At 57.7% G+C, this 18,915-nt stretch carries 19 protein-coding genes; 5 read left to right on the top strand and 14 right to left on the bottom strand.

Annotated features, from left to right (window positions below; translation table 11 throughout):
• Positions 1 to 4: 4 nt before the first annotated feature.
• The 7 genes from ITX55_RS14610 to ITX55_RS14580 all read right to left on the bottom strand — a co-directional run bounded on the left by ITX55_RS14610 (position 5) and on the right by ITX55_RS14580 (position 6,984).
• The gene (locus ITX55_RS14610) at positions 5 to 2,530 is read right to left on the bottom strand and encodes a colicin-like bacteriocin tRNase domain-containing protein (RefSeq protein WP_164107363.1); all 2,526 of its coding nucleotides are present in this window, start codon (positions 2,528 to 2,530) and stop codon (positions 5 to 7) included.
• A 391-nt stretch (positions 2,531 to 2,921) separates the two neighbouring features.
• On the bottom strand, positions 2,922 to 3,131 hold the full coding sequence (locus ITX55_RS14605) for a type II toxin-antitoxin system Phd/YefM family antitoxin (protein WP_004936539.1): 210 nt from the start codon (positions 3,129 to 3,131) through the stop codon (positions 2,922 to 2,924).
• A gap of 109 nt (positions 3,132 to 3,240) precedes the next feature.
• Entirely contained in the window at positions 3,241 to 5,520 is a 2,280-nt protein-coding gene (gene maeB, locus ITX55_RS14600; protein WP_016926766.1) for an NADP-dependent oxaloacetate-decarboxylating malate dehydrogenase, read from the bottom strand.
• A gap of 215 nt (positions 5,521 to 5,735) precedes the next feature.
• The gene (locus ITX55_RS14595) at positions 5,736 to 5,909 is read right to left on the bottom strand and encodes a hypothetical protein (RefSeq protein WP_004936544.1); all 174 of its coding nucleotides are present in this window, start codon (positions 5,907 to 5,909) and stop codon (positions 5,736 to 5,738) included.
• Positions 5,890 to 6,270 carry a hypothetical protein gene (locus tag ITX55_RS14590; protein ID WP_223085190.1) on the bottom strand — a complete coding sequence of 127 codons (381 nt, stop codon included), beginning with the start codon at positions 6,268 to 6,270 and terminating at the stop codon, positions 5,890 to 5,892. Before ITX55_RS14590 ends, ITX55_RS14595 begins: the two co-directional genes overlap by 20 nt.
• Entirely contained in the window at positions 6,267 to 6,668 is a 402-nt protein-coding gene (locus tag ITX55_RS14585) for a M15 family metallopeptidase (RefSeq protein WP_033643981.1), read from the bottom strand. Before ITX55_RS14585 ends, ITX55_RS14590 begins: the two co-directional genes overlap by 4 nt.
• Complete coding sequence (locus ITX55_RS14580; RefSeq protein ID WP_033643982.1) at positions 6,658 to 6,984, bottom strand: phage holin, lambda family; 327 nt, start codon at positions 6,982 to 6,984, stop codon at positions 6,658 to 6,660. Before ITX55_RS14580 ends, ITX55_RS14585 begins: the two co-directional genes overlap by 11 nt.
• 293 nt (positions 6,985 to 7,277) lie before the next feature.
• Here ITX55_RS14580 and ITX55_RS14575 point away from each other — a divergent pair, with 293 nt between their 5' ends.
• A complete protein-coding gene (locus ITX55_RS14575) occupies positions 7,278 to 8,777 on the top strand; it encodes a glycosyl hydrolase family 18 protein (protein ID WP_033652572.1) in 1,500 nt (499 codons plus the stop codon).
• Positions 8,778 to 8,862: 85 nt separating this feature from the next.
• Here ITX55_RS14575 and ITX55_RS14570 read toward each other — a convergent pair whose 3' ends face one another.
• Positions 8,863 to 9,804, bottom strand: a complete 942-nt coding sequence (locus ITX55_RS14570) for a LysR family transcriptional regulator (protein WP_025303805.1) — start codon at positions 9,802 to 9,804, stop codon at positions 8,863 to 8,865.
• 404 nt (positions 9,805 to 10,208) lie between these two features.
• Between ITX55_RS14570 and ITX55_RS14565 the strand changes: the two genes are divergently transcribed.
• The gene (locus ITX55_RS14565) at positions 10,209 to 10,802 is read left to right on the top strand and encodes a lytic polysaccharide monooxygenase (protein ID WP_033643984.1); all 594 of its coding nucleotides are present in this window, start codon (positions 10,209 to 10,211) and stop codon (positions 10,800 to 10,802) included.
• A 66-nt stretch (positions 10,803 to 10,868) separates the two neighbouring features.
• On the opposite strand, the gene ITX55_RS14560 is transcribed toward ITX55_RS14565, so the two are convergent.
• From ITX55_RS14560 to ITX55_RS14535, 6 genes are all read right to left on the bottom strand, one after another.
• A complete protein-coding gene (locus tag ITX55_RS14560; protein WP_004936575.1) occupies positions 10,869 to 11,831 on the bottom strand; it encodes a sugar-binding transcriptional regulator in 963 nt (320 codons plus the stop codon).
• A gap of 95 nt (positions 11,832 to 11,926) precedes the next feature.
• Positions 11,927 to 12,583, bottom strand: a complete 657-nt coding sequence (dhaL, locus tag ITX55_RS14555; RefSeq protein ID WP_223085189.1) for a dihydroxyacetone kinase subunit DhaL — start codon at positions 12,581 to 12,583, stop codon at positions 11,927 to 11,929.
• A 3-nt stretch (positions 12,584 to 12,586) separates the two neighbouring features.
• The gene (locus tag ITX55_RS14550; RefSeq protein ID WP_015378693.1) at positions 12,587 to 13,588 is read right to left on the bottom strand and encodes a dihydroxyacetone kinase subunit DhaK; all 1,002 of its coding nucleotides are present in this window, start codon (positions 13,586 to 13,588) and stop codon (positions 12,587 to 12,589) included.
• A 29-nt stretch (positions 13,589 to 13,617) separates the two neighbouring features.
• Complete coding sequence (locus ITX55_RS14545) at positions 13,618 to 14,388, bottom strand: SDR family oxidoreductase (protein WP_049866701.1); 771 nt, start codon at positions 14,386 to 14,388, stop codon at positions 13,618 to 13,620.
• A 35-nt stretch (positions 14,389 to 14,423) separates the two neighbouring features.
• Positions 14,424 to 15,692, bottom strand: a complete 1,269-nt coding sequence (locus ITX55_RS14540; RefSeq protein ID WP_033643986.1) for an MFS transporter — start codon at positions 15,690 to 15,692, stop codon at positions 14,424 to 14,426.
• Between the two features lie 66 nt (positions 15,693 to 15,758).
• Positions 15,759 to 16,871, bottom strand: a complete 1,113-nt coding sequence (locus ITX55_RS14535; protein ID WP_033643987.1) for an alcohol dehydrogenase catalytic domain-containing protein — start codon at positions 16,869 to 16,871, stop codon at positions 15,759 to 15,761.
• Between the two features lie 318 nt (positions 16,872 to 17,189).
• Here ITX55_RS14535 and rpiB point away from each other — a divergent pair, with 318 nt between their 5' ends.
• The 3 genes from rpiB to ITX55_RS14520 form a co-directional block, all read left to right on the top strand.
• Positions 17,190 to 17,648 (top strand): ribose 5-phosphate isomerase B, encoded by a 459-nt coding sequence (gene rpiB / locus ITX55_RS14530; RefSeq protein ID WP_223085186.1) that lies wholly within the window; start codon positions 17,190 to 17,192, stop codon positions 17,646 to 17,648.
• A 193-nt stretch (positions 17,649 to 17,841) separates the two neighbouring features.
• Positions 17,842 to 18,792 (top strand): transaldolase, encoded by a 951-nt coding sequence (gene tal, locus ITX55_RS14525; protein ID WP_108681710.1) that lies wholly within the window; start codon positions 17,842 to 17,844, stop codon positions 18,790 to 18,792.
• An 18-nt stretch (positions 18,793 to 18,810) separates the two neighbouring features.
• Positions 18,811 to 18,915: hypothetical protein (locus ITX55_RS14520; protein WP_139281193.1), on the top strand; the 105-nt coding region annotated here is incomplete at its 3' end.

The following is an 18,915-nucleotide window of genomic DNA, read 5'->3' as shown; positions in this document are numbered from 1 at the left end:
TCCCCTATAAATACTTTTTGATATTTCGTTTTGGATCTGGACTTTTCAACTGCTTACCCGTTTTGGGATCAAAAGCCCCCAGATGTTCGCCGTCGCTGGCACGATATCCTTCCAACTCACCATGCTGTGAGTCCCACTCATAAATTTTACGCCCCTTGTCGCCATACCACCGAGCCCGGCGGCCCCCTCCTGACTGCTTGGGAGTTTTTGGTCTACCTACTTTAAGCTCCCCCAACCCCTTAATTTCATCAGTTTTTGGGGCAGGATGATATTTGTGCCCGCGCTCCTGAGTTCCTTCTCGAGGTTTAATAAGCTCTGGCTTGTCTTCTCGAGCCGGTTTTTTCCGTGGTTTGTTGAACATGACATAAATCGGCTCAAGACCACTTTCAACCGGTGGAACCAAAATATAGTCATGGATCTGCTGAACGTCGCCATTAGGCAATGCAACCAGCGTTCCTTTCCCTGACACATCGACACGGCCTCCTGTCGAAAGTTTGCCTGCAGGCGCACCAACCGGCGTGACGGTAATAATATAACCGGATACGCCCTTATCATCCGCCGGTGTCCAGGTCAGAGAGATTGCACCGTCGTCAGTGGTAAATCGCAACTCCCTTTTCACCGTATCCCATGATAGTGGCCGCAGTGGCACCGCACCTTTTACGTTCCGCTCATCAGGGCGAACGATATTGATGTGGATTTTCTCTTCCCCGACATCCCCCGTATCACGAGAAACAAGTCGATAAGGTAACCGCACAGAATTATAGTTGCCGAGCGCATTCCTCACATCGTCTCGCGTCAATCCGAACCGACCGATCCCCAGGGATGACATGACACTCAATGCCGGCACGTCCAAACTCTCGGAAAAGACAAAAGAGAGTTGAGCAAACTCAGCCGTGGTGACTTGCCCGTTATTATACAGTTTTTCCGCAGGTGTCTTCGTCAATGCCGCCGAGGCCCGGGCAAACGCGCCACGGATACCGGTTTCCAGTGTCTCCGTCGCCGCCACCGAATTATAGTTGCTGATAGCAAACCCGCTTTCACGCCAGAAGTAGGCAGGCTGCTCCAGAAACAGCGGACTGGGTTTGCTACCCATGACCGGCGGATATTTTGGCAAATCGCCATCGCCAACCGTAAGAACGAATTCTTTCTTCGCCTGGTTGCGCCAGAACGCCGCTTGCGCTTGCGGTGACAACGAAGCAATATCCTTATCAGTCGGCTGCCGCGCACGAATTTTGCTCATATTGTCTTTGGCAATGCGATCGAATTCAGCAACCTGAGCCGATAGATCCTTTTCTTCCTGACGCAGCCGGGAAAGATCTTCGTTTAATGCAGCAATGGTGCCATTGGTTCTTTCCACGTCACGATGAAATTGTTCGGCACGTCCCGCCTGACGGCGAGCACGCGCATTGGCTTCCTGGATGGTTTGACGTTCAGCAATTCGTTGATTGAGGGCAATGTGAGACTGCTTTTCCTCAATTTGTCGCTGGTTGATAGTCAGTTCAGGCAGTAGCCATTGATAACTGTGTGACTTTCGATACTCATCCGTTTGAACTGATTCACGACGTTGGCGCGCATCCTGATAAGTCAGAAGTGCCTTGCGTTCGGCTTCACGTGCATTGACTTCATTTTGCGGAATGATCTCCACCACGGCAACATAAGCCGGCGGCAGATTACTGCCTGGAGGGAACACCACGATACCATCGTGCGTGTTGCCACCCGGTTGCGTCGCAGGCAACGGTTTGGCTTCAGCATTATTTATCTCGGTAACACCGTCCACAGGTTTCGCCGTGGTTGGCGGCGCCGGCGCATTGACGCGAATATGAATATCAGGCATGCCCGGTACAATTCCTACCGTATAGACGTCCGGTCGCTTGGTGGGCTTTGCCTCCACAACCGGAACGCTCATCGGTAACGACGGTGAACGAACAACGGCTACTTTTTGCTGCCCCTCGTCAACGAGGTCAGCAATACGGGCGCTGACCAGGGTTGCCGGTTGAGTGGGCAGTTGGCCCGGCGGTGTCTGAGTGACCAAATCTGCGGGGAGCGTCGTCGTGATATGTCGTACCATCGACATATCATCAGGAGCGATCTTGGTTGGCGTAATGCCTTCCACGACCAATCCCCAGAGACTAGTCCGCCACAACGTGCCTACCGTGGGAATACCGAGCGTTTTCACTTTGGCTATCGATTTCGTGATAAACGATTGCACCGTTTGGGATTTCAGTAGGCTGAATCCCCACGCACCGTCGATCAACGAAAGATTGAATTGTGCCCCCACCGCGACAGACGCTTGTGCTTCTGGAAACAGACTCAGGTTAACATTGCCGCCACTGTTGGCGGGATCCCTGTCCCCACCATTGTTGCCACCGCCAGTATGCCCGCCAGTGTCCTTATCCTTACCTCCCCATGGATTATTTTCCGAACTCCAGCCGGAGTGATCGGATGCATCCACACCACCACCCAGGCCTGTCGGGCCACCATTCACTCCACCGCCAGGACCGCGGCTGTCTTTACCATCACCACCACTCATAACTCATCTCCTATTGAAATTGCACACAAATACTGTATGCATGAACAGTAATTTAGAAGAATTTAAGAGGAGGAGCAATTCATTAACCCAGCAAGCTGTTGTGCTGTATATCAGACAAAACAGAGAGGGGATTTGCGTGAGTAAGTTCGTCGTCATATGGACGAACAATGCAGATAATATGTGGCGGCTAGGCACTACGCGAAGGAATTAAGCGAAGTCAATGAGCTGAAGTTTAACGGGCAAAATATGAGCTTAACGTACAATAACTACCAATATTGACACTCTCCCCTAAGCACACGATTGGCTACGGCCTCAACTTTGCTGCCTTCCTGGCGGCCGTGAGGCACAATTTCAGCGTTGAATTCCGCAATATCCTCTGCGGTCAAAAAGATCATCTATTCGCCAGCGCCTTAATCGTATCCGCGTGTTTAGCCTGAATGCGCGCTTTCACCTTGGCTTTGACCAAAACCTCATAGTCGGCCTTACTGATGATGTAAACCTCATCGTGCCCGCGGCGCGTCACTTCCACCGGTTGTTTTTGCGCTTCCAGAAGCACCTCAGCCAAATTGTTTCTCGCCGCTGTGTAGCTTATCGTGGTCATTTTCTTTACCTGTACATGTACATATTTGACCACTATTTGTACCATGTCAGATGAAGATAAAAAAGCCCCCGGCGCCAACGGCGCAGGGGGCCAGTCATTCAACCCGGGCTTACAGCGGTTCGGTCTGGGCTTCCACCACCGCCAGCGCCACCATGTTGACGATGCGGCGCACCGAGGCGATCGGCGTCAGGATGTGCACCGGCTTGGCGACCCCCATCAGCACCGGCCCGACGGTCACCCCTTCCGAGCAGGAGACGCGCAGCAGGTTGTAGCTGATGCGCGCCGCTTCCATGTTCGGCATGATCAGCAGGTTGGCCGAGCCTTTCAGCGGGCTGTCCGGCATCAGATCGTGACGGATGCTTTCCACCAGCGCGGCGTCGCCGTGCATTTCACCGTCGATCTCCAGCTCCGGCGCCAGCTCGTTCACCAGCTCCAGCGTTTTACGCATCTTGCGCGCCGCCGGGCAGTCAGACGAGCCGAAGCTGGAGTGAGACAGCAGCGCCACCTTCGGTTCGATACCGAAACGGCGCACGGTTTCCGCCGCCATCAGGGTGATCTCCGCCAGCTGTTCCGGCGTCGGATCGTCGTTGACGTAGGTGTCGGCGATGAAGGTGTTGCCGCTCGGCAGCAGCAGCGCGTTCATCGCGCCCGCGACGTGCGCGCCTTCACGGAAGCCGAACACGTTCTTCACCACGTCGTAATGCTCGTGGTAGCTGCCGATGGTGCCGCAGATCATCGCATCCGCTTCACCGCGGTGCAGCATGATGGCGGCGATCAGCGTCGGGTTGCCGATCACCGCGCGACGCGCCTGTTCTTGCGAAACGCCGCGGCGTTTCATGATCTGGTAGTACTCGCCCCAGTATTCGTTGAAGCGCGGATCCGACTCGTTGTTCACCACTTCGAAATCTTTGCCCGGCGTCAATTGCAGGCCCAGCTTTTTCAGGCGCATCTCGATCACGCTCGGACGGCCGACCAGGATCGGGAAGGCCAGCCCCTGCGACACCAGCTCTTGCGTGGCGTGCAGCACGCGCTCTTCCTCACCTTCCGCCAGCACCACCCGCTTCACCTCTTTGCGCGCCTGCGAGAAGATCGGTTTCATGAACAGGTTGGTTTTGTAGACGAACTCCGCCAGCTTCTCCACGTAGGCGTCGAAGTCTTCGATCGGGCGCGTCGCCACGCCGGAGTCCATCGCCGCCTTGGCCACCGCCGGCGCGATCTTGACGATCAGACGCGGATCGAACGGTTTCGGAATGATGTATTCCGGCCCGAAGGAGAGATCCTGATCGTCATACGCGGAGGCTACCACGTCGCTCTGTTCCGCCAGCGCCAGATCGGCGATGGCATGCACGCAGGCCAGCTTCATCTCTTCGTTGATGGTGGTGGCGCCCACGTCCAGCGCGCCGCGGAAAATGAACGGGAAGCACAAGACGTTGTTCACCTGGTTCGGGTAGTCGGAACGGCCGGTGCAGATGATGGCGTCCGGGCGCACCGCTTTGGCCAGCGGCGGCAGAATTTCCGGTTCCGGGTTGGCCAGCGCCATGATCAGCGGATCGCGCGCCATGGTTTTCACCATATCCTGCGTCAGCACACCCGGGCCGGAGCAGCCGAGGAAGATGTCGGCGTTTGGGATGGCGTCGCCTAGCGTGCGCTGGCCGTTATCCTCGATGGCGTAGGCGGCTTTGGTCTGTTCCATATTGGCGTCGCGGCCTTTATAGATGACGCCCTTGGAATCGCAGACGGTGATGTTCTGTTGACGCAGCCCCAGCGCCACCAGCAAGTTCAGGCAGGCGATGGACGCCGCGCCGGCGCCGGACACCACCAGCCGCACGTCGGAGATGTTCTTCTTCACCACGCGCAGGCCGTTGAGCACCGCGGCGGTGGTAATGATCGCCGTGCCGTGCTGGTCGTCGTGGAACACCGGGATCTTCATGCGCTCACGCAGTTTCTGTTCGATGTAGAAACACTCCGGCGCCTTGATGTCTTCCAGGTTGATGCCGCCGAAGGTCGGTTCCAGCGCGGCGATAATGTCGATTAATTTGTCAGGGTTATGCTCATCCACTTCGATATCAAATACATCGATACCGGAAAACTTCTTGAACAAAACGCCCTTGCCTTCCATCACCGGCTTACCGGCCAACGCGCCGATATTGCCCAGACCCAGTACCGCCGTGCCGTTGGAAATTACCGCCACCAGGTTGCCGCGCGCGGTGTATTTGTAGGCCGCCAGCGGATCTTCGGCGATCTCGAGGCAAGGCGCGGCGACGCCCGGCGAATAGGCCAGCGCCAGATCGCGCTGGGTCGCCAACGGTTTGGTTGGGGAAACCTGGATCTTCCCTGGGACAGGAAACTGATGGAAATCAAGGGCACTCTGTTTGAGCTGTTCGTCCATTATGGATTCCTTTGTTTTTTGCTTTTATGTTGAGGTAAGGCTTTGAGGCTGCGCCCTGCCGTGGGCCATGGCGCCCAGGTACAATGACAGGGCACAGCCTTGAAGTATAGTGAGAGAAACATCACAAACTTTGAAGCGCGCCATAACCTTGGTCGAAAGACCGTTTTAAAAGTAAAAAAAGAAGGCCTGCGGGACAAGTCAGACAAGCGCCGCCGTCAGCGCGGCGGCAGCGTGGCGCGCCAGGCGTTGAGCGTCTCCACCTGGCCGGCGCAAATGTGTAACGAGGTTTGTAACGCCAGGGCATAGCTTACCGCATCGCCCCAGGTCTCCCCCTGCAACTGCGGCTGCTCACAGGGAGCGAATACCGACTCAGGGGGCAACAGCGGCACGGCCTGCGGCGCCGGCGGCCGGGCGCAGGAGCTCAAGCACAGCGCCAGGCAGAGGCCGAGCGGCGCAGGGATCGTTTTTAATCGCTTCACGGTATTTCCTCTGATAAGCCTCGTGTTGTTGGCGCAGCTGCTGTTCCTGCCGCTGCTGCGCCGCCATCAGCGCGCGGTTTTGCGCGTCCTGGGTCTGCAGGGTGGCGATAAGCCCCGCCCGCTGCGCCAGGCTTTTTTGCAGTTCCGCCGCCTGTTGTCGCGCGGACGCCAACTGGTGCGACAACAGCGAGCTATAGCCGCCCAGGCAGATAGCCGCCAGCAACAGCAGCAGCAAGCCGCCCTGCATCAGTTTTTGCAGCCAGCCGCTCATGCCGGATAGTCCCGAAACGGCAGCTGGAAGTGCGGGCCGTCCTTGAGGGTCTTCCATTCGCCGCCCCATTCGACGTTGATGCCGCATTCACGCGCCGCTCGCCGCACCGCCACCGCAATTTGCGCGTAGTAATCCCACTCCCAGGAGACCACGCCCGCCGGCATCGCCACCACGTCCACCGCGTGTCCGGTCAGATGGCGGCTGCGCAGCGTTTGGCTGTTGCCGGCGCGCACCATTTCCCGCTGGCGCGCCATGCTGCGCAGCCCCTCGCTGACGGAAAACGGCACCAGGGAATAGCGCAGCGCCAGACGAATAACGCGCACCAGATCCGGATGCACGCCGCGCAGATTCTCTTCGCTGCGGGCGGTAAAACGAATCTCTTCGATGTCATTTAACATTTTTAAACCCCGTTTTTTTGCCGATGAATTTTTTAATTAAGGCGTTGATGTAATCCGCCCCCATAAAGCCAATCAATACGCTGGCCAAATTCGCCCAGTTTAATTCCAGGCCCATCAACGCCAGCGCATCGCGCACCGTCCAGGCCAATAACGCGCACATCGCCGCATTCAATAAACGTCGCCGAATACCCACGTTGCGATAGGCGCCGTGTAATAGCGCCATCACGCCGGCCAGAATGGCGTTCAATACCGGCTGAAGATATTCACATACTCGCTGGACTATTAAGCCAACAGCGTCAGGCTCTATGCTGGACATAGCTCATCTCCTTTTTTATTTTTAATTAAATGCCAATCACGGCCGGTGGGACATCGGATACTCAGAATCTAGTTAAGGATGCTATTACAAAGCAAATGAATAAATACAGGCCCTATGGTCGAATTCATTCATGCTGAATGCTGGCACAACACATAAACGCCAAGGCAGTCGGCAGTGAATAAAAAATTCATTCTTATCGTGATTTGTTTCGACTGTTATTTCCGCGAAAAATAAACATTAATGGCAACGGGAAATATTTCCCCATCGAAAAACATCCACTCTGGAGAAATGCCATGTCCACACGTAAAGCCGTTATTGGGTATTATTTTATTCCGACCAACCAAATCAATAATTACACCGAGACCGATACGTCTGTCGTGCCGTTCCCGGTTTCCAACATCACGCCGGCCAAAGCCAAACAGCTGACGCACATTAACTTCTCGTTCCTGGATATCAACAGCAATCTGGAATGCGCCTGGGATCCGGCCACCAACGACGCCAAGGCGCGCGATGTGGTCAACCGTCTGACCGCGCTCAAAGCGCACAACCCCAGCCTGCGCATCATGTTCTCCATCGGCGGCTGGTACTACTCCAACGATCTGGGTGTGTCGCACGCCAACTACGTCAACGCGGTGAAAACCCCGGCGTCGCGCGCCAAGTTCGCCCAATCCTGCGTGCGCATCATGAAGGATTACGGCTTCGACGGCGTGGACATCGACTGGGAGTACCCGCAAGCCTCGGAAGTGGACGGTTTCATCGCCGCGCTGCAGGAGATCCGCACCCTGCTGAACCAGCAAACCGTCGCCGACGGCCGCCAGGCGTTGCCGTACCAGTTGACCATCGCCGGCGCCGGCGGCGCCTTCTTCCTGTCGCGCTATTACAGCAAGCTGGCGCAGATCGTCGCGCCGCTCGATTACATCAACCTGATGACCTACGATCTGGCCGGCCCCTGGGAGAAGGTAACCAACCACCAGGCGGCGCTGTTCGGCGATGCGGCCGGGCCGACCTTCTACAATGCGCTGCGCGAAGCCAACCTGGGCTGGAGCTGGGAAGAACTGACCCGCGCCTTCCCCAGCCCGTTCAGCCTGACGGTCGACGCCGCGGTGCAGCAACACCTGATGATGGAAGGCGTGCCGAGCGCCAAAATCGTGATGGGCGTGCCCTTCTACGGCCGCGCCTTCAAGGGCGTCAGCGGCGGCAACGGCGGGCAATACAGCAGCCACAGCACGCCGGGCGAAGATCCGTACCCGAACACCGATTACTGGCTGGTGGGCTGCGAAGAGTGCGTGCGCGACAAGGATCCGCGCATCGCCTCCTATCGCCAGCTGGAGCAGATGCTGCTGGGCAACTACGGCTATCAGCGGCTGTGGAACGACAAGACCAAAACGCCTTACCTGTATCATGCGCAGAAAGGGCTGTTCGTCACCTATGACGATGCCGAGAGCTTCAAATACAAAGCGAAATACATCAAGCAGCAGCAGTTGGGCGGCGTGATGTTCTGGCATCTGGGGCAAGACAACCGCAACGGCGATCTGCTGGCCTCGCTGGATCGCTATTTCAACGCCGCGGACTACGACGACAGCCAGCTGGATATGGGCACCGGGCTGCGCTACACCGGCGTCGGCCCCGGCAACCTGCCGATCATGACCGCGCCGGCTTATGTGCCGGGCACCACTTACGCGCAGGGCGCGCTGGTGTCCTACCAGGGTTACGTCTGGCAAACCAAATGGGGTTACATCACCTCGGCGCCCGGTTCTGACGGCGCCTGGCTGAAGGTGGGCCGCGTGGCGTAAGCCGTAAAAAAACCCCGTAGCCGAATGCTGCGGGGTTTTCATTGAGTTAACCGTTTGATTTTCGCGTCCCTTCGTCTCTATTCCTTCAGTTGTGGCACCAAGGATAACCGCCATCCCGCACCACTTCGCGGCCCATCAGGCTGTAGACATCGCTTTTGCGCGTCAGCCGCTCATGCCACCAGTTAAACCCGGCGCCCTTGCTGGCCGGGTGCCACGCCAGCCAAATCATTTCGTCGCCCTTTTGCATCTCCACCGGCACCGTCACCAGTTCGCCGCTGGCCAATTCCTTTTCGATCAAAGCAGGCGGCAGAAAAGCGTGGCCGATGCCGCGTTTGAGCAGCGCCAGGTTGCTTTCCACGTCGCATACCACCAACTGACGCTGCAAGGGCAGCGTGCCGTGATTGCGCTTGGGCAGCTCATGGCTGCTGTCGGCGATCACCACCACGATGTCGTTCAACCGCTGTTTCTTGCACACCGGCTTTCTCTGCGCCGCGAACGGGTGCGAAGGCGACACGCACAGCACAAAGTTGAGCTTGCCGAGCATCAGGGTTTTAGCCTGCACGCTGTCGGGAATTTGGCCGATGGCGATGATCAGATCCGCCCGGTTGTTCTTCAGCGCATCCCAGGTGCCGTTCAACGCTTCTCGCTGCACCGAGATACTGGCGTTCGGGCAATGCTGAATATAGTCGCGGATATCCTGCGTCAGGGTTTCCAACGGGAAGAAGGTGTCTACCGCCAGGCGGATATTATTGTCCAGCTTGGGGATGTTGCGCACCCGGCTTTCCAGATCCTGCACCGCATTTAATATCCAGCTGCCTTCCTGCAGGAGAAATTCCCCTTCATCCGTCAGGGTAATCATGGGGCCATTGCGATGAAAAAGTTTCACGCAGAGTTTGCTTTCAATATTGGAAACCCGATAAGAGATCGCCGAAGGCGTTTTATGCAGCGCCTCCGCCGCCATAGAGAAAGAACCGGTGCTCTTGATGGTGCTGATTATTTTAATCGCGTCCAGGGATAATCTAGTCATACAAATTCCTCTTTAAAATAAAATAAGAAAAATGACACTAAATTCCCAAGGTGGTGGCGCACAAAAATCGATCAAATCGAACAAGGGTACTCATAGCAACAAGCAATATACTTCATAAATGAGAGCGCTATCTTAAATACTATTCATCACGACCTGATATAAAATTCATCATAGCGCCCTACTTTTACACAGCGACAGTTAAATAAATTCAGCCTAACGATCAAAGATCGTCATCATAATAATTTTCGTTAATAGCCGTTAAAACATTCCGCTCTATCGCACGACCAGAATGATAAAAATAAAACAAGCCGACAAGAAGGGTTATTTCTAATTGCGTTATTAGTCTCTCATTTTGTCGGTGAAATACGCTCAACTTACAACATAATTTCAGTCAGGAGTGACTTATGAACAAAACTTCCCGTACCCTGCTCTCTCTGGGCCTGCTGAGCGCGGCCATGTTCGGCGTTTCGCAACAGGCGAATGCTCACGGTTATGTCGAGTCGCCGGCCAGCCGCGCCTACCAGTGCAAACTGCAGCTCAACACCCAGTGCGGCAGCGTGCAGTACGAACCGCAGAGCGTCGAGGGCCTGAAAGGCTTCCCGCAGGCCGGCCCGGTTGACGGCCATATCGCCAGCGCCAACAAGTCCACCTTCTTCGAACTGGATCAGCAAACGCCGACGCGCTGGAACAAGCTCAACCTGAAAACCGGCCCGAACTCCTTTACCTGGAAGCTGACCGCGCGTCACAGCACCACCAGCTGGCGCTATTTCATCACCAAGCCGAACTGGGACGCTTCTCAACCGCTGACCCGCGCTTCCTTTGACCTGACGCCGTTCTGCCAGTTCAACGACGGCGGCGCCATCCCTGCCGCGCAGGTCACCCACCAGTGCAACATACCGGCAGATCGCAGCGGTTCGCACGTGATCCTTGCCGTGTGGGACATAGCCGACACCGCCAACGCCTTCTATCAGGCGATTGACGTCAACCTCAGCCACTGATCCGTCAAAAGGGGGATGTCTCTGGAGGGTTCAGCCTGGCGCTGAACCCTTTTTTTGCGGGTGTCGCTATTGCGACATGTTGAGGATAGTGCGCACATTGAGCGCGCTGGTGGCGATAATGTCGATGGCGCCGGTGCGCAACGCGCCCAAAATCGCCAGCGCCTTGGTATTCTCGGAGGCAATGGCGATCACACACGGAATTTTGCGCAGCTCATCAATGCTCAGCCCAATCACACGGTCATTCATCACCGTATCGACATGCTGCCCCTGGGCATTGAAAAAGTCATAGCCGGCGATGTCGCCGATCACGCCCTGATTAAGGCTGGCGTCGATAATCTCGTGCGGCGTAAACCACCCCAATTTCACCATATAACTGTTTTCATTCATGTCGCCAATGCCGACTAACGCCACATCGGCCTTACGCGCGCGATCCAACGTTTCCTTGATCGTGCCGTTCTGCATGAAGGCGTCTTTCAGCGCGCGATTTTCGACGTAGGCCGGCGCATAGAGCGTCTCGCTGCTGCCGCCGAACTTCTTCGCCAGACGCCGGCTGATATGGTCGGCGTTGATCGCATCGCCCGGACGGTGGGTGCCGCCGATGCCGCAGATGAACTTGCAGTTGCGCTCCGTCACGCTGCCGACGTGATCGGCGATCGCCGCCACGTTGCGTCCCTGCCCGACCGCCAACACCATATCGTCTTTCAGCGACATCGCCAGGTAGTTGGACACCAGCGCCGCCACTTGCCGACGCTGTTCCTCTTCGTCCTGATGATCGAGCGCGATCAGCGCGCGGCTGATGGGAAAACGTTCCATCATCTGCTGTTCCAGCCGGGTGCTGAACACCGGGTGATAACGCACGTTGATCTCGACGATGCCTTCTTCCTTGGCGCGCTTGAGCAAACGACCGACTTTGATCCGTGAGATGCCGAACTTTTTGGCGATCTCTTCCTGCGTGATCTCATCCTGATAATAAGCAACGGCGATTTCGGTCAGCAGTTCGTTATCCTGGGACACAGTTTGTTTTTCCATCCGTTAGACGTTTCCCCACGGCAGGCCGGTTAATCATGGCAGAGGGACGATACACGCCCCTCCGACAATGCTGAATGCCCGCTAGTATAACGCGTTCAGGCGGCAACGGTATTCAGTCGTTGCTCCACCTCGTCCGCCAATCGGGTCAAGAGCAGGCAGCAAGATACCGCGCCGGCGTCCAGTACGCCGCGCGAACGCTCGCCCAGGCGGCTGGCGCGGCCGATTTTCGCCACCAGCTCGCACGTGGAATCGCGCCCGCGCGCTGCGGCGATCCTCATCTGTTCCAGCGCAGCGGCGAAGTCGTCACCGCGCCCCGCCGCCTGCTCAAACGCCGCTACCGCCGGTATCAGCGTATCCATCAGACACTTGTCCCCTACGCCCGCGCTGCTGATGTCCTGCAGTTCGCGCAAACCGCCGTGCAACATCGCCAAAAATGCCTGCTTATCCAGCACGCTGCGCTCGCGCACGCTCTCCGCCATGCCCATGAACAGGCTGCCGTACAGCGGCCCCATCGAACCGCCGATGCCCTCCATCAGCGCATCGGAAACCGCATCGAACGCCTGCGCCAACGTGAGCTCGCGGCCGCGAATGGCATCGCCGCACATCGCGAATCCCTTCGACATGTTAATGCCGTGGTCGCCGTCGCCGATGGCGCCGTCGATTTCGCTCAGGTATTCGCGGTTGCTGACAATGGTTTCTATCAGCCCCGTAACGATCTCACTGCCGTACCGGGTTGAAATTTGTTCCGTCATGATTCACTCCACCTGGGTTAAGCCTAAAGATTGCGCCGGCATGTCCAGCAGCGTTTTCAGTTCGTCATCCAGCGTCATCAGCGTCAGCGTCACGCCCATCATTTCCAGCGACGTGAAGTAATTGCCGACGTAGCGCCGATGCACCCGCACGCCTTTCGCCGTCAACCGACGCTCTATTTCGGCATAATAGATATACAGCTCCATCACCGGCGTGGCGCCAAGCCCGGAGATCAGCAACGCCACCTCCTGCCCCTGTTCCAGCGGCATGTCGTTGAGCACGAAATCGAGCATGGTGCCGGCCATCGCCGACGCCGACTGGATCGGCGACACCTCAATGCCCGGTTCGCCGTGATGGCCAATGCCGATCTCCATCTTGCCGTCTTCGATATGAAAATTGGGTTTGCCGACCGCGGGAATGGTGCAGGAACTGAGGCCGACGCCGATCGAACGACACCGGTCGATGGCTTTTTGCGCCGCGCCGATCACGCCGTCCAGATCGTATCCCTTGGCCGCCGCCGCCGCGCCGACCTTCCACATCAGAATTTCTCCGGCCACGCCGCGCCGTTTATCGATCTCACTGGCCGGCGCCGAGGCGACGTCATCGTTGGCCACCACGGTTTTCACCCGTATGCCGGCCGCCGTGGCCTTCTTGATCGCCATCTTGACGTTCATGTTGTCGCCGGCGTAGTTGCCGTACAGGCAAGCGACGCCCGCACCGCTGTCCGCCGCCTTGAACGCGTCGAGAAAAGCCCCCGCCGTAGGCGATGAAAAAATCTCGCCAATTGCGACGGCATCCAGCATGTTTTTGCCGACATACCCCAGAAACGCCGGCTCATGGCCGGAACCGCCGCCGGTGACGATGCCCACTTTGCCGGCGATCGGCGCCGGCGGATATTTCAACACCCGCGCATTGTCGGTGGCGGCGTAATAGTCCGGGTGGGCCAGCCTATAGCCCTGAATGGCGTCTTCCACTACGTGATCGGGATCGTTAATGATTCTGTTCATCGCGGCCTCTCTGTCGCCTGAATAAGAAATTATTGAATGGTGTAACCGCCGTCGACCACCAGGTTGGCGCCGGTGATCATCGCCGCCGCGTCACCGGCCAAAAACAGGGCGCTGGCGGCGATATCTTGCGGCTCAGCAAAGCGCCGCAGCGGAATTTTCTGCTTCATCTGCTCAGCCACCTCGCCTGACCAGGCTTTGCGCCCCAGCTCCGTCAAAACCACGGTGGGTGAAATGGCGTTGACCCGCACGTTGTGTGGCCCCCACTCCAGCGCCAGCACCTGGGTCAACCCGATAACGCCCGCTTTGCTGGCGCAATAGGCCAGGTGATTCGGCAATGCCACCACCCCGGCCTGCGAGGCGAGATTGATGATGCTGCCGCCGCGCTGGCGAATGAAACGGCGGCCCACCGCCTGGCAGGTGAGAAACACGCCTTTCAGATTGACCGCCAGGGTTGCATCCCACGCCGCTTCCGGCAGTTCCTCAGCGGGATGCAGCGCGACGATGCCGGCGCTGTTGACCAGCACGTCCAGCCGCCCGAAATGCGCCTCAATCTGCGCCACCGCCCGCTCCACCGACGCGGCATCGGTGACGTCGGCCACGACGCCCAGCGCCGCCTCGGCGTCCAGCTGTCGCGCCACTTCAGCAACCTGCGGAGCACGATCGAGCAGCGCCACGCGCGCGCCGTTTTGCAGATAGCGTTCGGCGATAGCGAGGCCGATCCCCGCAGCACCGCCGGTAATCAGCGCCACCTTGCCCTTTAGCGAGAGCTCGCGCGGCGCCGTAGTTTGATGATTAATCATATATTTCCCCTTAAAACTGTGAACTTCACCCTCGGTCAGGATATTTTCGCCAAACTCGCGCCGCGTTCTTCCTGCGCCATCGCGCTTTCCTTCGGCAGCGTGACAAATTTCATCAGCACGCCGCTGAACAGGTACAAGCCGGTAAAGATCCAGATCACGCCAACGGTGCCGAGACTGCCGATAAACAGCCCCACCACCGCCGGGCCGACAAAGGTGCTTAGGCCGGCGCCCAGATTGAGAATCGACATCGCCGCGCCCTTATTGTCCGGCGCCAGCGACGGCATGATGGCCGACAGCGGCACGAACGCCGCCAGGCAGGCGCCGAACAAACCGGCGGCGCAAACGGTCAGCAGGTAGTTGGCGCCGAAGAATTGCGGCACGTAGTAGAACATCAGCGTGGTCAAGGCACAGCCGACGCAGCCGAACCACATCACCACATTGCGCCAGCCGAGACCGTCGCTGATCACGCCGAAAATCAGGTTGAAAATGATGTTGACCGTCCACAGCGCGGCGTACATCTGCAGCCAATGCGTGCGGGTGAATCCCATATCCATCATGTACATGGGCATGAATACGACGAAGCCGTATGCCGCGGAGGTATTAATGGTGCGCACGATGCCGCCCAGGCCGATCTTCGGGTTTTCAAACGCGATGGTGATGCCTTTCAAGACGTAACCCAGCGACGCCTTTTCACGGTTGCCGCTCTGTGCCGCGCCGTCGTCGCGATTGAGCATCAGCGCAATCACCGCGCCCAGCACGACGAAAATCAGCGCGCTCCACAGCGTGTGGATCTCGCCGAGATAAGGCAGCATGATGCTGGAATACAGCACGCCCAGCACGCTGAGCCCGCCGCTGTAGACGAACCAGAAAATCCCCACCGCCGACCCCAGCCTTTCCGGCGGCGCCTCATACGCCACCCACACCAGAAAACCGTAGGCGAACAACGGATAACCCAAGCCGCGCAGCGCATAGGTCGGCACCATGATCGCCAGGTTGTTGCTCGGCAGGCCGAACGTCAAAAAGCACACCGAACCGAACAGAAACAGCAGCAGGCCGGCCAACATCACCCGCCGGGCGGTAAAGATTTCCGCCAGCACGCCGGAAAACCAGGCGGCGATCGCGGCCGCAAAGCCATAAACGCTGAACAGCAGCGCCGATTCCTGAATGCTCAGCCCCTTGCCGATCAAATAAGGCGACAGCCATCCTTGTTCCAGCCCTTCGCCCATCATGAACACCAACACGCCGGCATAGCCCAGCAGCAGTTTCGGTGACAGACCAATGCGATGAATCAGTCCATGCAACATAGAACACCCCAGCACATGTGATTATGGAGGCGCAGGCTCACCCGCACCCGAAGAACGATGCAGGTTTCAGAGGTTTGGATTAAGCACCACTTTGATTGAACCGATGCCGCGCTTCATCAGCTCGAAGCCCTCGGCGAACTGTTCCAGCGGCAGCGTATGCGTCACCACGCCTTCGGTCGGCAGATCGCCATTGGCGATGCCTTCGATCACCAGTGGGTAGCAGTAAGGGCCGAGGTGCGAACCGAGCACGTCCAGCTCTTTGCGGTCGCTGATGATGCTCCAGTCGACGGTCACCGGATCCTTGAACACGGAAAATTCCACGAAGGTGCCGAGTTTGCGGATCAGCGTCAGGCCCTGTTCCACGGACTTTTGGGCGCCGGTCGCCTCGATGTAGATGTCGCAGCCGTAGCCGTCGGTCATCGCTTTAACCGCCGCGGGCACGTCGTCACGGGTCGGGTTCAGCGTCACATCCGCGCCGAAGCGCTTCGCCAGCGCCAGACGCTCATCGGACAGATCCAGCACCACCAGCTTCGAGGGCCCGGACTTTTTGATCGCCCCGATCATGCCCAGCCCCAGGGTGCCGGCACCGGCCAGCACCACGACATCGCCCAGTTTGATATTGGCGCGTTGCACCGCATGGAAGGAGCAAGCATAGGGTTCGATCAGAATGGCTTTTTCGATCGGCAGATCGGCCGGTACGTGATAGTTAATCGCCTCTTTGGTGAACTTCATGTACTCGGCCATGCCGCCATTGACGTTTTTCTGGAAACCGTACAGGTCATGCTTTTCGCACATCCAATACTGGCCGCGGTTGCAGAAGCGGCATTGCCAACAGGGAACGATCTGTTCTGATATCACCCGATCGCCGAGATTGAAGCCCTCGACGCCTTCGCCGTATCCCACCACGTGGCCAATAAACTCATGACCGGGGATCATCGGTGCCTTGATGTATGCCGGTTGTTTTTCATCGCCCCAGAAGCTGGGCGCTCCTTCGAACGCTTTAACATCGCCGGCGCAGATGCCGCAGGCCTCGATCTTCACCAGGATCTCTTTCGGGCCGATCTTCGGTACCGGCACCTGTTCCAGGCGGTAATCTTTCGGGGCGTACGCCACAACCGCCTTCATGATCTCGGGGATACCGTCCGCCATTTTCGCCTCTGTCATGCAGGTCTGACACATAGCACTCTCCTCTGGTAGGGTGACTCTTTATGATCAATAACACAAACAAAGAACAAATGAACACTAACGTCACACGTTCAATTTGCCCACAGAGAACTTGCCAAACTGTGATATCGCTCAAAAACCCGCCTGCATGAGGATAAATAACGATTAAAACCTCTTTTTTAGTGACGACTGTCACCTTTTAAAGGGAGGAACAGAAAAATCAGGCAAAAAACAAAAGAACATCAATTGAACATTTGATTAAACAGGGATACGGTAATGAACGTGGCGCCACCGAGGATCGCCGCCCTTTTCGTTACCAATCAGGAGACCGCTATGCTGCCTATCGCCATCGGCGCCGACGATGCCGCCATTGAACTGAAGGATCTGATCGTCGCCCACCTGCAACGACAGGACATTCCCGTCATTGACTACACGACGGATCGCACCGCAGAAACGGGGATCTATCCCGATATCGCCTATCGCGTCGCGCAGGCGATACGGGAGGAAAAACATCGGCGGGGGATCCTGCTGTGCGGCACCGGCATCGGTATGAGCATCGTGGCCAATAAAGTGCCCGGCATTCGCGCGGCGCAATGTCACGATACCTACTCCGCCCAACGGGCGCGCAAAAGCAATGATGCGCAGATCATCACGCTGGGCGCGCGGGTCATCGGCGCCGAACTGGCGAAAACCATCGTCGATGCCTGGCTGGAATCGGAGTTTGAAGGGGGAGGATCGGCGCCGAAAGTCGAGCGGATCGGCTATTACGAAAACGCGGTCGGTCGGCGTTAAACCGCCTGCAGTCTCGATGGCGGTCGCGCGCAAGCCGCGCTCCGCCTGGGTTTATTCGTCATTCATTGTTATTATCCATCGCAACAATCAGAAAAAGCGCATTTTCATTCTCGATCCGATGATGCAGTGTGTTCCCCCTATGATGAAAAAGGTTCTCATTTCCCTACGTTGAGCTTGGTCAAGGAGCTTATCAATGAATCAATTAGACGCACTCAAGCAGCTGACCACGGTGGTCGCCGACAGCGGCGATATCGAATCCATCCGCCAGTTCGAACCCCAGGACGCCACCACCAACCCTTCGCTGATCCTGAAAGCCGCCGCGCTGCCGCAGTACAAAGCGCTGATCACCGAAGCGCTGGAGTATGCCCGCCGCCAGGGCGGCAGCAAGGAAACCCAGCTGATCAACGCCAGCGATAAACTGGCCGTCAACATCGGCGTCGAGATCCTCAAAAGCGTGCCGGGCCGCATCTCCACCGAAGTGGACGCCCGCCTGTCGTTCGACCGCGGCATGTGCGTCGCCAAAGCGCGCAAACTGATCGGCATGTATCAGGAACAGGGCATCGACAAATCGCGCATCCTGATCAAGCTGGCTGCCACCTGGGAAGGCATCAAAGCCGCCGAAGAGCTGGAAAAAGAAGGCATCAACACCAACCTGACGCTGCTGTTCTCCTTCGCTCAGGCCCGCGCCTGCGCCGAAGCCGGCGTGTATCTGATCTCGCCGTTCGTCGGCCGCATCTATGACTGGTACCAGGCTAAACAGCCTGCCGCCGACTACGACGCCGATCAGGATCCGGGCGTGAAATCGGTGCGCACCATCTATGAATACTACAAGCGTCATCGTTACCAGACGGTGATCATGGGCGCCAGCTTCCGCAAAGTTGAGCAGATCCTGGCGCTGGCCGGCTGCGATCGCCTGACCATCGCGCCGAATCTGCTGGAGCAGCTGAAAAACAGCGAACAGCCGGTCGAGCGCAAGCTGACCCCGTCGACCGAGGGCTTCCACCAACCCGCTCCGCTGGCCGAAGCGGAATTCCGCTGGCTGCACAATCAGGACGCCATGGCGGTGGAAAAACTCGCCGAAGGCATCCGCCTGTTCGCCGTCGACCAGCAGAAGCTGGAAGACATGCTGGCCGCTCAACTGTAATCGCACTGGAGTTTCGTTATGTCTTCTCGTAAAGAGCTTGCCAACGCCATCCGCGCACTCAGCATGGACGCCGTACAAAAAGCAAATTCCGGCCACCCGGGGGCCCCTATGGGCATGGCGGAC

It is taken from the genome of Serratia sp. EWG9, assembly GCF_019913725.1.
Taxonomy (GTDB): Bacteria; Pseudomonadota; Gammaproteobacteria; order Enterobacterales; family Enterobacteriaceae; genus Serratia; species Serratia ureilytica.
Note: the sequence above shows the minus strand (reverse complement) of the source record. Positions and strands in the feature narration are given on the sequence as shown.

What these genes read in the sequence shown, in the direction of transcription:
- ITX55_RS14570 (WP_025303805.1), bottom strand. Translation starts at nt 9,804, where the DNA reads ATGACTAGATTATCCCTGGACGCGATTAAAATAATCAGCACCATCAAG.
- ITX55_RS14565 (WP_033643984.1), top strand. Translation starts at nt 10,209, where the DNA reads ATGAACAAAACTTCCCGTACCCTGCTCTCTCTGGGCCTGCTGAGCGCG.
- ITX55_RS14560 (WP_004936575.1), bottom strand. Translation starts at nt 11,831, where the DNA reads ATGGAAAAACAAACTGTGTCCCAGGATAACGAACTGCTGACCGAAATC.
- ITX55_RS14535 (WP_033643987.1), bottom strand. Translation starts at nt 16,871, where the DNA reads ATGTGTCAGACCTGCATGACAGAGGCGAAAATGGCGGACGGTATCCCC.
- ITX55_RS14580 (WP_033643982.1), bottom strand. Translation starts at nt 6,984, where the DNA reads ATGTCCAGCATAGAGCCTGACGCTGTTGGCTTAATAGTCCAGCGAGTA.
- ITX55_RS14605 (WP_004936539.1), bottom strand. Translation starts at nt 3,131, where the DNA reads ATGACCACGATAAGCTACACAGCGGCGAGAAACAATTTGGCTGAGGTG.
- maeB (WP_016926766.1), bottom strand. Translation starts at nt 5,520, where the DNA reads ATGGACGAACAGCTCAAACAGAGTGCCCTTGATTTCCATCAGTTTCCT.
- tal (WP_108681710.1), top strand. Translation starts at nt 17,842, where the DNA reads ATGAATCAATTAGACGCACTCAAGCAGCTGACCACGGTGGTCGCCGAC.
- ITX55_RS14585 (WP_033643981.1), bottom strand. Translation starts at nt 6,668, where the DNA reads ATGTTAAATGACATCGAAGAGATTCGTTTTACCGCCCGCAGCGAAGAG.
- ITX55_RS14550 (WP_015378693.1), bottom strand. Translation starts at nt 13,588, where the DNA reads ATGAACAGAATCATTAACGATCCCGATCACGTAGTGGAAGACGCCATT.
- dhaL (WP_223085189.1), bottom strand. Translation starts at nt 12,583, where the DNA reads ATGACGGAACAAATTTCAACCCGGTACGGCAGTGAGATCGTTACGGGG.
- rpiB (WP_223085186.1), top strand. Translation starts at nt 17,190, where the DNA reads ATGCTGCCTATCGCCATCGGCGCCGACGATGCCGCCATTGAACTGAAG.
- ITX55_RS14545 (WP_049866701.1), bottom strand. Translation starts at nt 14,388, where the DNA reads ATGATTAATCATCAAACTACGGCGCCGCGCGAGCTCTCGCTAAAGGGC.
- ITX55_RS14540 (WP_033643986.1), bottom strand. Translation starts at nt 15,692, where the DNA reads ATGTTGCATGGACTGATTCATCGCATTGGTCTGTCACCGAAACTGCTG.
- ITX55_RS14610 (WP_164107363.1), bottom strand. Translation starts at nt 2,530, where the DNA reads ATGAGTGGTGGTGATGGTAAAGACAGCCGCGGTCCTGGCGGTGGAGTG.
- ITX55_RS14575 (WP_033652572.1), top strand. Translation starts at nt 7,278, where the DNA reads ATGTCCACACGTAAAGCCGTTATTGGGTATTATTTTATTCCGACCAAC.
- ITX55_RS14590 (WP_223085190.1), bottom strand. Translation starts at nt 6,270, where the DNA reads ATGAGCGGCTGGCTGCAAAAACTGATGCAGGGCGGCTTGCTGCTGCTG.